This is a genomic window from Bordetella bronchialis (assembly GCF_001676705.1).
GTDB lineage: Bacteria > Pseudomonadota > Gammaproteobacteria > Burkholderiales > Burkholderiaceae_B > Bordetella_C > Bordetella_C bronchialis.
Genome location: NZ_CP016170.1, coordinates 2,966,828 through 2,980,942 on the forward strand (window position 1 = coordinate 2,966,828; position 14,115 = coordinate 2,980,942).

General features: G+C 66.0%; 15 protein-coding genes. 11 read left to right on the forward strand and 4 right to left on the reverse strand.

The window, feature by feature from the left end; translation table 11 throughout:
• The first annotated feature begins 62 nt into the window (after nucleotides 1–62).
• The 5 genes from BAU06_RS13120 (at nucleotide 63) to BAU06_RS13140 (ending at nucleotide 2,848) form a co-directional block, all read left to right on the forward strand.
• Nucleotides 63–857, forward strand: coding sequence for an alpha/beta fold hydrolase (locus BAU06_RS13120; protein ID WP_066349760.1), 795 nt, complete (start codon nucleotides 63–65; stop codon nucleotides 855–857).
• A gap of 58 nt (nucleotides 858–915) precedes the next feature.
• Nucleotides 916–1,386, forward strand: a complete 471-nt coding sequence (locus BAU06_RS13125) for a MarR family winged helix-turn-helix transcriptional regulator (RefSeq protein WP_066349761.1) — start codon at nucleotides 916–918, stop codon at nucleotides 1,384–1,386.
• Nucleotides 1,387–1,514: 128 nt separating this feature from the next.
• The gene (locus BAU06_RS13130; protein ID WP_066349762.1) at nucleotides 1,515–1,943 is read left to right on the forward strand and encodes a nuclear transport factor 2 family protein; all 429 of its coding nucleotides are present in this window, start codon (nucleotides 1,515–1,517) and stop codon (nucleotides 1,941–1,943) included.
• Between the two features lie 99 nt (nucleotides 1,944–2,042).
• Entirely contained in the window at nucleotides 2,043–2,276 is a 234-nt protein-coding gene (locus tag BAU06_RS13135; RefSeq protein WP_066349763.1) for an RNA-binding S4 domain-containing protein, read from the forward strand.
• Nucleotides 2,273–2,848: a restriction endonuclease gene (locus tag BAU06_RS13140; RefSeq protein ID WP_066349764.1), complete on the forward strand. Its 576-nt coding sequence runs from the start codon at nucleotides 2,273–2,275 to the stop codon at nucleotides 2,846–2,848. Before BAU06_RS13135 ends, BAU06_RS13140 begins: the two co-directional genes overlap by 4 nt.
• Nucleotides 2,849–2,872: 24 nt before the next feature.
• On the opposite strand, the gene BAU06_RS13145 is transcribed toward BAU06_RS13140, so the two are convergent.
• The 3 genes from BAU06_RS13145 to BAU06_RS13155 all read right to left on the reverse strand — a co-directional run bounded on the left by BAU06_RS13145 (nucleotide 2,873) and on the right by BAU06_RS13155 (nucleotide 6,850).
• Entirely contained in the window at nucleotides 2,873–4,558 is a 1,686-nt protein-coding gene (locus tag BAU06_RS13145; RefSeq protein ID WP_066349765.1) for an ATP-binding protein, read from the reverse strand.
• Nucleotides 4,545–6,071, reverse strand: coding sequence for an ATPase domain-containing protein (locus BAU06_RS13150; protein WP_066349766.1), 1,527 nt, complete (start codon nucleotides 6,069–6,071; stop codon nucleotides 4,545–4,547). Before BAU06_RS13150 ends, BAU06_RS13145 begins: the two co-directional genes overlap by 14 nt.
• 62 nt (nucleotides 6,072–6,133) lie before the next feature.
• Nucleotides 6,134–6,850 (reverse strand): GntR family transcriptional regulator, encoded by a 717-nt coding sequence (locus BAU06_RS13155; protein ID WP_066349767.1) that lies wholly within the window; start codon nucleotides 6,848–6,850, stop codon nucleotides 6,134–6,136.
• Between the two features lie 181 nt (nucleotides 6,851–7,031).
• Between BAU06_RS13155 and BAU06_RS13160 the strand changes: the two genes are divergently transcribed.
• Nucleotides 7,032–7,835 (forward strand): maleate cis-trans isomerase family protein, encoded by an 804-nt coding sequence (locus tag BAU06_RS13160; RefSeq protein ID WP_066349768.1) that lies wholly within the window; start codon nucleotides 7,032–7,034, stop codon nucleotides 7,833–7,835.
• Nucleotides 7,836–7,858: 23 nt separating this feature from the next.
• Nucleotides 7,859–8,854 (forward strand): Bug family tripartite tricarboxylate transporter substrate binding protein, encoded by a 996-nt coding sequence (locus tag BAU06_RS13165; RefSeq protein WP_066349769.1) that lies wholly within the window; start codon nucleotides 7,859–7,861, stop codon nucleotides 8,852–8,854.
• A 65-nt stretch (nucleotides 8,855–8,919) separates the two neighbouring features.
• On the opposite strand, the gene BAU06_RS13170 is transcribed toward BAU06_RS13165, so the two are convergent.
• Nucleotides 8,920–9,831, reverse strand: coding sequence for a LysR family transcriptional regulator (locus BAU06_RS13170; protein ID WP_066349770.1), 912 nt, complete (start codon nucleotides 9,829–9,831; stop codon nucleotides 8,920–8,922).
• Between the two features lie 98 nt (nucleotides 9,832–9,929).
• Here BAU06_RS13170 and BAU06_RS13175 point away from each other — a divergent pair, with 98 nt between their 5' ends.
• From BAU06_RS13175 to BAU06_RS13190, 4 genes are all read left to right on the forward strand, one after another.
• The gene (locus tag BAU06_RS13175) at nucleotides 9,930–10,889 is read left to right on the forward strand and encodes a tripartite tricarboxylate transporter substrate binding protein (protein WP_066349771.1); all 960 of its coding nucleotides are present in this window, start codon (nucleotides 9,930–9,932) and stop codon (nucleotides 10,887–10,889) included.
• 11 nt (nucleotides 10,890–10,900) lie between these two features.
• The gene (gene leuC, locus BAU06_RS13180) at nucleotides 10,901–12,316 is read left to right on the forward strand and encodes a 3-isopropylmalate dehydratase large subunit (RefSeq protein ID WP_066349772.1); all 1,416 of its coding nucleotides are present in this window, start codon (nucleotides 10,901–10,903) and stop codon (nucleotides 12,314–12,316) included.
• Nucleotides 12,313–12,957 carry a 3-isopropylmalate dehydratase small subunit gene (leuD, locus tag BAU06_RS13185; RefSeq protein ID WP_066349773.1) on the forward strand — a complete coding sequence of 215 codons (645 nt, stop codon included), beginning with the start codon at nucleotides 12,313–12,315 and terminating at the stop codon, nucleotides 12,955–12,957. Before leuC ends, leuD begins: the two co-directional genes overlap by 4 nt.
• A gap of 134 nt (nucleotides 12,958–13,091) precedes the next feature.
• The gene (locus BAU06_RS13190) at nucleotides 13,092–14,066 is read left to right on the forward strand and encodes a Bug family tripartite tricarboxylate transporter substrate binding protein (protein WP_066349774.1); all 975 of its coding nucleotides are present in this window, start codon (nucleotides 13,092–13,094) and stop codon (nucleotides 14,064–14,066) included.
• Nucleotides 14,067–14,115: the final 49 nt, after the last annotated feature.

Consider the following 14,115-nt stretch of genomic DNA (forward strand, 5'->3'; position numbering starts at 1 on the left):
CATATACACATAATATTCATGTCCATCACCGATGACAAGCTTTTCGATAACGGAGCCGAGACATGGACGCACCATCCAACCATCCATCGCAGCAGGCCCGGGACAGGTCCGTTGAACCCGTCCGCGCGGCCGTATTCATCCATGGATTCCTGGATAGCGGAGCCTCGTGGACACCCCTGGTCCGCGCCTTGTCTCCCTATGGGGTGCAGTGCCTTGCCCCGGACCTGCGCGGCGCCGGCGAGCGGGCCGCGGAACAGGGGCCGTATACGCTGGCCCAGGCCGTGGACGACGTGCTCGAACGGGTAGGCTCGGCCGGGCCCGCGGAAGGTCTGGCCCTTGTCGGCCATAGCATGGGCGCGCAGATCGCCGAATTGGTGGCGATGCGCATTCCGCGGCAGATCGCCGCGCTCGTACTCATCACACCGACGCCGCTGGAAGGCAATGCGCTGCCGGACGACGTGCGGGCCATGCTGCGCGAATCGGGCGGAGACATCCAGGCCCAGCGCCGAATCCGGCAACTGTTCTCGCGCAATCTGTCCGATGATTTCCTGCAGGGCAGCCTGCACCCCGCGCGCATCATGGGCAAGGCGGCGGCCCGCGGCTACTACGATGCATTCACGGACGGCGATCGCGCGGGCGAACGACCCAGCGCCTACGGTGGGCCCACCTTGATCCTGGGCGCCGCCGATGACCGGGTTATCCCGCGCGAGATGGTCGAGCGCATCCGGACCGCGCGCCATCCCCGGGCCGAGCTGTCCTTCATCGAAGGCAGCGGGCATTGGCCGCAGGCAGAGCAGCCTGCGGCTACGGCGGCGCGGTTGCGGGATTTCCTGGGCCTTGGCGCCGATACGCCTTGAAGAACAGGCGCAGATAAGCGTATATTCGTCGCGTGCGACGATACGGGAGTAGCAGGGCATGCCGACGCTGGAAGAAGAGCTGCTGGTCAATATCGACGGGTTGTGCAACCTGACGGCGGTACGCCGTGCGTCGCGCTACCTGACCGCTGTCTACGACCAGGCGCTCAGCCCCGCGGGATTGCGCATCACCCAGTTCTCCATCCTGTACCAGCTGGCGAAGAATGGCCCGATGCCCATCGGGGAGCTGGCCGCGCGGCTGGCAATGGACCGCACCACGTTGTCGACCAACCTCAAGCTGCTGCAGCGCGATGGGCTGATCGACCTGACGACAGGCGAAGACCGCCGTGCCAAGCTCGCGGTCATCACGAACACGGGCAAGGCGCGCTACAAGCGGGCCTTCCCCTTGTGGTCCGATGTGCAGGCGCGCTTCGAGTCCAGCTATGGCGCCAAGCGCGCCCAGGATTTGCGCAAGGCCTTGGGTTTTGTGCTGCAGACGGGCTTCGAGCCCTGGGCGGAGAGCGCCGTCTAGCGCCCCGGCGCGCCGCTTTGCCGTCCATGGATTCCGCGGGTTTGTACCCGCTTTTTCCGGCCTTGTTATGCGTATATGCTCATAATAACGTCGGCACTTTTGTAAGACGTTCCACGAGGAGACCAGGTATGACCGATGCAGAATTGCTGGCCGCGTGCAGGAAGGCCTTCACCGGATTTGAACGAAACGACCGCGCGGACCTGGTGGCCGCCCTGGCCGACGACGTGGTGTTCGAGTTCTCCGACTCGTTGCCTTATGGCGGCACGTATCGAGGCAAGAAGGAGTTCCTGGCCTTCTGGAAACACGTCGATAGTGAGTACGAGTATCTCAACTACGACCTTCGGACGATCCTGCGGGCGGAGGACTACATCATCATTCCCGTGGTGATGCGCGCCAAGGCCAAGACGGGATTCTCCATGGAGAACGAGCATTGCTTCCTGTTCCGGGTGAAGGACGGAAAGATCGCCTACGGCCGGATCTACGCCGATACGGCACGGGGCAGGGACGTGCTGGAAGGAAGGGAGCCGCGGCGGTATCCCAAGCTTCTGCTGGATTGACATGGGGTTCGGCAAGGCGCGGGATGATGGCAAAATCCGGATGCGCGGGCTTCCCGCTCGGCTCGCCATCCGCATCATTTCTTATTGCCGCACACGCCAATGCCAACCATCGAATTCCAGCTCGCGCCGGGCGCTCTCTACATTGAAGTCAACCACCTGCTCAAGGCCGCGGGCGTCTGCGACAGCGGCGGGGCGGGCAAGGCCATGGTCGCCGACGGCAGGGTCAGCGTGGACGGCGCGGTAGAGACCCGCAAGACCGCGAAGATCCGGGCCGGGCAGACGGTAAGCTGCGGCGATGTGCGCATTGTCGTGCGCGAGGCGGACCCGGCATGAAGTTGCAGCCGGCCAAAAATTCCCTGTTCGGTGTGCTGTTGCGTTCACCTTGGTGGATGAGCGCGGGCATCGCCCTCGTGCTGATCGCCGGCGCGGTCGCCGCCTTGTCCAGGGAGTATTGGGCGATAGGGGTTTTCGCGTCCATACCCTTCGCGGTCATTGCCGTCCTGGCCGGCATGCGGCAGTTGCGGGCGCCGTCCGCCGCGCGCGTGGAAGCCGTTGCCGCGGCCGCCGCGGCCATGCCATGGGCGGCGTTTTCGCGCGCCGTCCGGGAAGGCCTGGAGCGCGACGGTTGCCAGGTAGAGCAGCTGGATGGCGGCGGCGCCGACTTCGTCCTGACCAAGGCCGGGCGTATCGCGCTGGTCAGCGCCCAGCGCTGGAAGGCCGCCCGTACGGGTGTCGAGCCCGTGCGGGCGCTGCAAGCCGCCCGCGAGCGCCGCGGCGCGCACGAAGCCATCTATATCGCCTTGGGGGAGATCTCTCCATCGGCGCGGGAGTATGCCGCGGCGCACGGTATTTCCTTCATGGCCGCGCCCGAACTCGCGAAGCTATTGCGGCATTCCCGACCCTGAACGGCGCCTTCGGCCAGTCCGGCGCTACGCCGGGGCCGCCGGCCCCCGGCCCGCCAGGACGGCGCGCAGGACCGTACCCAGTTCCTCCAGCCGATAAGGCTTGGGCAACAGCGGGATGCCGCGGTTTTCCGCCGCCCGGGCTTCCTGGCCCATATACCCGGTGGTCAATACGATGGGCAGCTCGATCCGGCGGGCCTGTATTTCGCGGACGAATTCAAGGCCGTTCATGCCGCCGGGCATCATGATGTCGGAGAACACCACATCGATGTGGCCATTGGCCAGCGCGCCCAAGGCGGCGGCGGGGCTGGCAACCCGGGTCGCCTCGAATCCCAGCTGCGCCATCATGTCGCTTACCAGGGCCGCGACCTCGTCGTCGTCCTCCACCACCAGCACGTGGGCGCACGGGGACGCCGCCGCGACGGTGTTGCCTGGCGGCCGTTCGGCGGCGGGCAATGGCTTCCGGCAGCGCGGCAGCATCAGGCGCACCGTGGTGCCCTGGCCGAGTTCGCTGAAAATGCGCACGCTGCCGCCGGACTGGCGCGCGAAGCCGTAGGCCTGCGCCAGGCCCAGGCCCGAGCCCTTGCCGACGTCCTTGGTCGTGAAGAAGGGCTCGAAGACGCGCGCCTTGACCGCTTCGGTCATTCCCGTTCCCGTATCGACGACGGACAGGCTGACGAAATCGCCGGCCAGGCCGTCTTCCCGGTAGTCCGGGACGTTCTCCGCGCGTATCTCGATCGTGCCGCCCGAGGGCATCGCATCGCGGGCGTTCACGGCCAGGTTGAGTAGCACCAGTTCCAGTTCGCCAGGATCGACCTCGACCGGCCACAGCGTTTCGGGCAAGCGCAGGCTGACGTTGATATCGCCTCTCAGGCTGCGATCCAGCATTTCCCGCATGGCGTTGATTTGCCGTACCAGATCCACCGGCTCGGCCTGCAGCGGTTGCCTGCGCGAAAACGCCAGGAGCTGCCGCGTCAGTCCCGATCCGCGCTCCACGGCCTGCTCCATGGCGCGCAGCAGGCGGGCGCGGCGCTCCGGATCCGTCTGCCGGTCGAACATTTGCAGGCCGCCGGAAATCACCATCAGCAGATTATTGAAGTCGTGCGCCACGCCACCCGTGAGCTGGCCGAGCGCCTCCATTTTCTGTGCATGGCGCAGCGATTCCTCGACCTGTGCGCGCTCCTTCATCTGCTGGCGTAGCTGCGCATTGGCGTCTTCCAGCTCACGGGTGCGGGCGCGCACCATGTCTTCCAGCACGGCGGCGGCTTCCTCGCGCGCGCGCAACAGCGCCCGCATCTCGTATTGCCGCATGCGCGCGCGCACCGCGGCGTGCACGGTGCTGGTCAGCGTAATGCCGTGCACCGGCCGTTCCAGCAGAGACACATTGCGCAACGCGGTCACCATCTTCTGCCGCCATGCCACCACCGCGGTCTGCTGCACGCGGCTGGTCAGGACCACGAAGGGCATGTCGGACCAGGCGGCTTGCCTGTCCACCCAGGCCGTCATGGCGACCAGGTTCCGGCCGAACAGGGCTTCTTCGGTCACGCACAGCGCGGATGCGCCCATTTCCGCCTTGGCCAGCACGTCTTCCATGCTGGTGCAGAGCTGGACCTCCAGCCCTGAGCGGCGGAGCAGGGCGGCGGATGCCGGGCCGTCCCGGCCGATGGGCGCATAGACCAGGACGCGCGCCTCGCATGCATCAATCCGCTCCATCGTCGTCGCCTGGCATCAAAGGCAGACTGTCGCCCGTGTACTGGGGCGTTCCCGCGAACACCCCGCTGAAACCGGTCAGCGGCGGACCGACCTGCAGGCCGCCAGCGCCAAGGCGGAATTCGCGTATGGTCTGCTCATGCCGCCCGGCGCGCTTCTTCACCACGGAAAGGGCGCGGCGCACCGTGCCGGCATACTCGAAATAGCGCAGCATCAGCACGCTGTCGCTCAGGTAGCTGATGTCCAGCGGCGTATCCATGGGGCCGACCAGCCCATGCTGTGCCAGGACAAGTATCGCGTTCACACCTTGCTGGCCCAGATATGTAAGCAGCTCGTGCATCTGCAGGATCAGGAAGCGGCCATCCGGCATCGCGTTCAGATAGCCGTTCAGGCTATCGATCACCACGACGCGCGCGCCATCCTTCTCCACGCTGTCACGCACGATTGCGGCGAACTCGCCGGGGGAAAGCTCTGCCGGATCGATCTGCTGGATGCGCAGCAGTCCGCTTTCCAGGGCGGGCGTCAGCCCCATGCCCAGGCTGGCCGCGCGCGCTTCCAGCGTGTGCCGGCCCTCGTCGAACGCAAACACGGCCGCATGGTGGCCGCGCTGCGTGGCGGCCACGGCATAGGACAGCGCGACCGAGGATTTGCCGACTCCCGCGGAGCCGATCAACAAGGCGTTCGTCCCGCGTTCGAGCCCGCCGCCCAGGAGCGCGTCCAGTTCGGCATTGCCGCTGGCGATCCGCTCGATCGGGAAGCTTCGATGATGTTCCGCCGCCACCAGGCGCGGATAGATGCACAGTCCGCCTTTCTTGATCGTGAAGTCGTGATAGCCGCCCCGAAAATCGATGCCGCGCATCTTGATCACGCGCAGCCGGCGGCGCTGCGCGCCATAGTCGATGGCAATCTGCTCCAGCGACACCACGCCATGCGAAATGGAGTGCAGCTGCAGGTCCACGGAATCGGAGGACAGGTCGTCCAGCAGCACCACGGTACATTGCCGGCTGGCAAAAAAGTGCTTCAGCGCCAGGACCTGCCTGCGGTAGCGCAACGGGGTCTGGGCCAGCATGCGCAGCTCGGACAGGCTGTCCAGCACGACGCGCGTGGGGTTGATGGCCTCTACGCAGTCGACGATAAGCTTGGTGGTCTCGTTCAGTTCGACTTCGGCGGGATGCAGCACGGTCAGCTCGCGTTCCGGATCCAGCGTGGTCTCCGGCGGAACGAGCTCGAAAATCTCGATGCCTTCCAGCGACCAGCCATGCCGTTTCGCCACCAGGGCCAGTTCCTGCCGGGTTTCCGACAGCGCAATGTAGAGCACGCGCTCGCCCTGGCGCGCCCCTTCCAGCAGGAACTGCATGGCGATGGTCGTCTTGCCGGTGCCGGGATTGCCTTCGTAGAGGTACATCCGATCGCGGTCCAGTCCGCCCGCCAGGATATCGTCCAGTCCCTGGCTGCCCGTGGAAATACGGGCTTCGCCATCGCTGTCCCGATCGCTATCGTGAAGTTCGTTGCTCACGCCGTTCCTTTTCGCTTGGCCTCGCTTGGGCAAGCGTACCGCAAATGCTCGCTGGCATCTCCTTATTTGCGGGACGCGGATCCGGTACGGTCCGCCGTCGCGGTGGAATGTCGGCGGCGCGTGGGCGGGACGGGCGCCTGTGCCTGCAGCTCCCTGACGATCGCCTGGCATTTGTGCTTCAGGTGCGTCTTGAGGATGCCCGAGAGCGCCGCGGCATCGCGCCGCATCAAGGCATTCAGCATGCCATCGTGCTCGGCCATGGCGCGGCTCCAGATTTCCTCTGTCATCGGCGATTGGAAGCGTATGAAGCGGATGCGCGCATTGACGATCGCATACTGGCTGACGAGCACAGGGTTGCGCGCCGCGCGAACGATGGCCTCATGGACGGCGCGATTGTCCTCGTAGTACGGCTGGCGATCGCGGCGCAGATATGCCTGGCGCATACGCTCGTGCAGCGCGGCGATCTCCGCCAGTTCCTCGTCGGTGACGCGTTCGGCGGCCTGTTCCCCGGCCAGGGCCTCCAGGGCGCCGGCGACCGCGAACAGGCCTTCGACCTCATCCAGCGATAGTTCGCGCACCCGCGCGCCGCGATTGGGCAGCAACTCGATATGGCCTTCCGCGGCAAGGACTTTCAGCGCTTCGCGCAAGGGCGTGCGGGAGACGCCGAAGCGTTCGCACAGCGCGGCTTCGGGCACCTTGCTGCCGGGCGGGATCTCGCCCTGGACGAAGACCTCGCGCAACTGGTCGAGCAGGGAAGCGTGGACAAAGATTTTGCTCATACCGCGATTATGCATTCATTATTCGGCTTTCAGAGCCATCATGGCGAGAAATATCTCCGTATAAACCCTAGTTTGAATTCATATCTGTTGACGGTGCGCGACCCGCACTCTACATTGAGCGCATTCATTTTTGGCAAAAGAAAGCGTTTTTCGGCGCCATATCACCGCAAAGGAGCGAATAATGAATGCATTTCAGAAAGGGATAGAGGAAATCGCGGGCTCGACCCATGACACCCAGCGCTACGTCAATGCGCTCGGACCCAGGGGGGTGATCGGCGTGATGACCCCGGGCCCCAACGTCAACGTCGAGAACGAGATGATGGACATGCGGCCGCGCGGCGTCATCAATGCCGTGGACCGCTACTACGTTCCCAACCAGAAGATCGCCGAGAACGAGGACTGGTCGGTGATCATGCGCAATGTGGCGGCCAACCTGGACGACTCGGTACGCCGCCTGAAAGAGGCGCTGATCGACCACCTGATCCTGGGCATGTCCTCGCAGAGCTATATGGGCGGAGAGAAAGGAAGCTTCGCGCTGCTGGAGCATCTGCAGAAGCTGTCGGGCGTGCCGGTCACCATGGGCGCGCAATCGGCCGAGGAAGCCTTCAAGCTGTGCGGCGCCAAGCGCATCGCCTTGCTCACGCCGTACTACCCGGTCATCGAGCAGAACGCCATCAGCTACTTCACGGCGCGGGGATTCGAGGTCGTGCACGTGGAAGGGCTGAAGTGCAAGAGCATCATCCACGTGGCGTCGCAAACCTACGAACAGCTTGCCGAGGCCACGCTGCGGTGCCACGCGGCCAAGCCCGACGCCATCCTGCAGTTGGGTACCAACCTGGCCTATGCGCGCGTGGCGAATGATGCCGAGAAGTGGCTGAAGATGCCGGTATTCGCGTCGGGACCGGTGATCTATTGGTCCGCATTGCGCAAGATGGGCATCAAGGACCAGTTCCCCGGCTTCGGCAGCCTTTGCGAATTCCATTGAGCCGGCGAGGGAAGGAGACAAGCATGGAGACAAGAAGAACGATGCTGCTGCGCGCCGCCCGGCTGGGCCTGGCGGCATGCGCCGCGCTGGCCGCGCCGGTCCACGCGTTCGCGCAGGAGACCTGGCCCGCCCGGCCCATCACCCTGCTGGTGGGATTCGCGCCAGGCGGCGGCACCGACCTGATCGCGCGCCACATCGCGCCGCGCCTGGCGGAGCTGCTGAAACAGCCCGTGGTCATCGAAAACCGGGCAGGGGCCAGCGGCACCATCGCCACGGCAGCCGTCGCCAAGGCGCATCCCGACGGCTACACGCTGCTGCTCGGGCATGTCAGTTCCAACGCCATGGTGCCGGCGATCATGCCCAAGCTGCCGTACTCGGCCGCGCGCGACTTCACGGCGATCGCGCTTATCGGCAGCGTCCCGCAGGTGGTGGTGGTGCCCCGTTCCTCTCCCGCGAAGACGCTGGCCGAATTCATCCAGCTGGCGCGCACGAAAGAGGGCGGGCTGAACTATGCGTCCTCCGGGACGGGGACGCAGCAGCATTTCGCGGCGGAACTGTTCCAGCAGGCGACAGGCACGACCATGGTGCACGTGCCGTACAAGGGCAGCGGCGCGGCGCTCACCGATCTCATGGCCGGCCAGGTGGATGTGAACTTCGACACCGTGCCGACCGTGCTGCAACAGATCCGTTCGGGTTCCTTGCGCGCCCTGGCCGTCACGACGCGCCAGCGCGTGGCCAGCCTGCCCGATGTGCCCACCGTCATGGAAGCAGGCGTGCCGGACTACGAGATCGGCGCCTGGTACATGCTGATGGGGCCCGCCGGACTGCCCAGGCCCATCGTCGACAAGCTATCGAATGCGGTCAACGCCACGCTGCAAACGCCGGAGGTGCGCAAGAAGCTCGTCGAACTGGGCACCGAGATCGCCGGAGGTACCCCCGAGCAGGCCGATGCCTATCTCAAGGCGGAAATCGCCCGCTGGGCCAAGCTTGCGGCCGACAAGAAGATCGTGACGGAGTAGCGATTAAGGCGGGCGGCGATGGGACGCGGGACTTCGGACCAGGCAGCCGGGGAACCGCCTGCCGCCTACCAATTCCCGTCCCTGTCCAGCCGATGCTCGCGGAACGCATCCAGCAGGAAGTCGACCGCCGCACGGGTCTTCGCCGACAGGTGGCTGCGGGTGGGAAAGACGGCGTAGACATCCGCGGCCGCATGCCACTTGGGCAGCACGGGCAGCAGCCGGCCCGAGCGCAGCAGGGGCGCGATCTCCCATAAGGAGCGCATCAGGATGCCGTGACCGGCCACGGCCCAGTTCACGACGCATTCCCCGTCGTTGGAGGCCAGCGGTCCTCGGACTTTCACGGTTTCAGCATGGGCGCCAGACTGCAAGTGCCAGGTGCCGAAGGTCTCGTCGCTTTCCTGGATGAACAGGCAGGCATGCTGGGCCAGCTCGCGCGGCGTTGCGGGATGGCCGCGCTTGGACAGGTAGGTTCTCGACGCCGCAAGGACGCGGCGATTGTGCGCCAGCAGCCGCGCGGTCAGCGTGGAATCCGGCAATTCACCCAGCCGGATCTGCAGGTCGTAGCCTTGCTCGATGACATTGACCGGACGGTCGGTCAAGGTCAGACGCGCTTCGACCTCCGGGTGGCGCAGGGCGAACGCCGACAGCGCCGGCGATATGTGCCGCCGGCCGAACCCGAGCGTGGAAACGATGCGCAGCAGGCCGCGTGGCGCGGCATGGGATCCGGCGACCTTGCGTTCCAGTGCCTCCAGCTCCTCCAGCACCCGGGCGCCGTCCAGCAAGTAGGTTTCGCCTTCCGGCGTCAGGCTGGCGCGCCGGGTCGTGCGGTGCAGAAGGCGCACGCCCAGCCGGCGCTCGATCGCGGACAGCCGCTTGCTGACCGCCGGCGGCGTAATCCCCAGCTGCCGCGCGGCTTCGCGCAGGCTGCCGTGCTTGGCCAGGACGGAAAAGAACTCCAGGTCGGATAGGGGGCTCATTGTGAACTTTGAAGAAATAAACAACTGAACCGACGGACATTATCGCAGCGCAATTCACCATTAAGATGTTCCCACAACCACCATAAGAGGAGACATCCATGTTGCGTCGCATGCTTTTGGCCGTCCTTGCCATGTCCGCGATCGGCACAGCCGCCCAGGCGCAGTATCCGGAGCGCCCGGTCAAGCTGATCGTGCCCTACGCCCCCGGCGGCAGCGCCGACATCGTCGCCCGCATGATCGGCGACGAGTGGGCCAAGGCGCTGGGAAAGCCGGTCGTCATCGAGAACCGCGGTGGGGCCGGCGGCAACGTGGGCGTCGATGCCGTGGCGAAATCCGCGCCGGACGGCTACACCATAGGCCTGCAGACGGTATCGCTGGCGATCAATCCCGCGCTGTTCGCCCACATGCCGTACGACACGCTGAAGGACCTGGCGCCCATCGGCATGGTGGCCTCTTCGCAGCACGTGCTGGTGGTCAATAACGAGGTGCCGGCCAGAAGCGTGCGGGAACTGATCGCGCTGGCGAAGAAGGAGCCGGGCAAGCTGAGCTACGGCTCGGCCGGCCCGGGCAGCACCTTCCACATGGCGGCGGAACTGTTCAAGGCCGTCGCCGGTGTCGATATCGCGCATATTCCCTACCGGGGCGGCGGTCCGGCGCTGATCGACACCATCAGCGGCCAGGTCCAGCTGTGCTTCCCCGTGCTGTCCGCCGCGCGGGGCCAGGTGCAGGCCGGCAAGATCCGCGCGCTGGGCGTCACCGGGCCGAAGCGTTCGCCGCTGATGCCGGATGTGCCGACCATCGCGGAGGCGGGCCTTCCCAACTACAGCTTCGAAACCTGGTTCATCGTGTTCGCGCCCGCCAACACGCCGCAGCCGGTCATCGATACGCTGAATCGCACGTTGAACCAGGTTCTTGCGTCGGCCGCGACGGCGGACCGCATGACGCGGGAAGGCTTCGAGGCCATGCCGTCGTCGCCCGCCGATGCACGGGCACGCCTGGAGCGCGAATTGCCGCAGTGGAAGAAGCTTGTGAAGGAAAGCGGCATCACCATGCAATGAGGCGACGAAAAATGCCCCCACGTACGCTCTATCGCAAACTCATCGACTCGCATACCGTCGCGTCGCTGGACGAACAGAACATCCTGCTGTTCTGCGACCTGCACCTGATGAACGAGTACACCAGTCCGCAGGCGTTCGCCGGCCTGTACGAGGAAGGGCGGGGCGTCCCCATGCCCGGCCAGAATGTCGCCGTGGTCAGCCACATCATTCCCACCCATCCCGGCAAGATACGCGTCATCGCCGACCCGCCGTCGGCGCTGCAGGCCCGCTACCTGAAGAAGAACTGCGACACCTTCGGCATCCCGCTGTTCGATACCAACGATCCGCTGCAGGGCATAGAACACGTGGTGGCGCCCGAGCACGGGATGATCCGACCCGGCATGGTGGTGATCTGCGGCGACAGCCATACGACCACCTACGGCGCCCTGGGCGCGCTGGGTTTCGGCATCGGCACGACCGAGGTGGAGCACGTACTCGCGACGCAGACGCTGGTGTACCGCGTCGCCCGGACCATGCATATCCGCGTGGACGGCCAACTGGCCCGTGGCGTGACGGCCAAGGACCTGGTGCTGGCCATCATCGGCCGCATCGGGGCCCGCGGCGCGCTGGGCTATGTGCTGGAATACAGCGGCAGCGCCATCGATGCGCTTTCCATCGAAGCGCGCTTCACGCTGTGCAACATGATCGTGGAAGCCGGCGCGCGGGGCGCCTTGATCGCGCCCGACGACAAGGCCGTCGACTATGTATTGCGCCGTGCGCCCGACCTGGCCGGGCCGCACCGCGCCGCCGCGCTGCAAGCCTGGCGGGACCTGCGATCGGACGAAGGCGCCGTCTTCGATGCCGTCCACGTGTTCGATGCGTCCATGATCGCCCCCCAGGTGACCTGGGGCACCAGTCCCGACCAGGTGATCGCCGTGGACCAGCACGTGCCCCGCCTGGACCAGCTGGAAGAGGGCGCCGCGCGCAGCAGCGGCGCGCGCGCGATGGAATACGCCAGGCTGGCGGCCGGCACGGCCATCGAGGGCACGCCCATCCAGCATGTGTTCATCGGCTCCTGCACCAACGGCCGTATCGAGGACTTGCGCGCCGCGGCCGACGTGGTGCGCGGCCGCCATGTCGCGCCCGGCGTGCGGGCCATGGTCGTGCCGGGATCCGGGACGGTGAAGCGGGCCGCGGAAGCCGAGGGGCTGGACAGGGTATTCATCGACGCCGGCTTCGAATGGCGCAACGCCGGCTGTTCGATGTGCCTGGCGATGAACGACGACGTGCTGGGCGACGGCGTGCGCTGCGCGTCGACCACCAACCGCAATTTCGAAGGCCGGCAAGGGCGCGGCGCCATCACCCACCTGATGAGTCCCGCCATGGCGGCCGCGGCGGCGACGACCGGGTGCATTACCGATATCCGTCGGCTGGAGAGGGCGCAATGACCGACTTCCACTGCATCGAAGGGCGCGCGGCGTCCTTGCCCATCGAGAATCTGGACACGGACCAGATCATGCCCAAGCAGTTCCTGCGGGGCATCGATAAATCGGGCTTGAAAGAAGGCTTGCTATACGACCTGCGCTTCGATCCAGCCGGCCGGTCTTATCCGGATTTCGTCCTTAATCGCCCCGAGTATGCCAAGGTGTCGGTACTGGTGGGCGGCTCGAATTTCGGCTGCGGATCCAGCCGCGAGCACGCCGTCTGGGGGCTATTGCAGTACGGCATCAAGGCTATCGTCGCTCCCAGCTTCGCGGAGATCTTCTTTTCCAATGCGATGAACAACCGGCTGCTGCTGATCACCTTGCCGCCGGACGCCATGGCCAGGCTGGCGGAAGATGCCAGCGATCCCGCGCGCAACGCGGTAAAGATCGATGTCATGGCCCAGACCATCCGGAGCCGCGGCCTGGACGCGCGTTTCGACATGGTGCCGCGCCACCGGAAGATGTTCCTGGAAGGGCTGGACAACATAGGCCTGTCGCTGACCTACCAGGACCAGGTGCGCGACTTCGCCACGGCGCATTGGCGGCGGCAGCCCTGGCTGAAGGATGTCGCGGCCCTGACACGGGAACGGCTCTCGCGCGGATGAGGACGGTGCACCGGCAGGCGCATTCGATATCCGGTGGACCAGGGGACGCGTGGCGGGCGCGCAGCGGTTAAGCTAGGCCGTGGCCGAAGTCGGGATCATCGCGGCCACGCCCATTCCAATAAGGAGATCAAACCATGCGGTTCACTCTGTTGGCAGCTGCTTGCGCAATCGCGACTTTCGTGGCGGGGACGGCCCATGCCGCCGATTACCCGGAAAGGCCCGTTACGCTCATCGTGCCTTACCCGGCTGGGGGAACGACGGACATCGCCGCGCGAACCGTCGCCCAGGCGATGGCGCCGTTCCTGGGGCAGCCGCTGGTGGTGGACAACCGGGCCGGCGCGGGCGGCAATATCGGCATGGGGATGGTCAAGCGGGCGCAGCCGGACGGCTACACGATAGGAATGGGCACCATCGGCACCCAGACGATCAACGAGTTCATTTACAAGGACATGCCTTACGACGCGGAGAAAGACTTCACCCCGCTGGCCCTGGTACTGACCACGCCCAACGTGATCGTGGTGCGCGCCGATTCCCAACTGAAGTCCATGCAGGACCTGGTCGCGTACGCCAAGGGCAGCAAGGGCAAGCCGATGACCTATGGCTCGCCCGGCATCGGGTCGTCGGTGCATCTGACGGGCGCCTACCTGGAACACATCGCCGGAATAGAGATGCTGCACGTGCCGTTCCGCGGCGTCGCGGCCTCCATGCCCGCCCTGATCGGCGGGCAGATCGATGTGCTGCTGGACAACCTGCCCAGCACCCTGGGGCAGCTCAAGGACGGCACACGCGTGCGCGCGCTTGCCGTCACGAGCGCCGAGCGCTCGCCCTCGCTGCCCGACGTGCCGACGGTGACGGAAAGCGGCATAGGCAAGATGGACGTGACGGCGTGGTTCGCGCTCTACGCGCCCGCGGGCATTCCCGGCAACGTACGGGACAAGCTCATCACCGCCGCGCAGCAGGCACTGCGCACGGATGCGGTCCGCGAACAGTTCAAGGCCCTGGGCGCCGTGCCGGGCAACGCCACGGGCAGGGAACTGGCACGCTTCGAGGAGCAGGAGCGCCAGCGCTGGGGCGATCTGGTCAAGACGCGCAACATCACGGCGAACTAGGCAAGGGCGCGGCCTGGCGTCATGCCTCCGGCGCCGGCGCGCGAGCCGC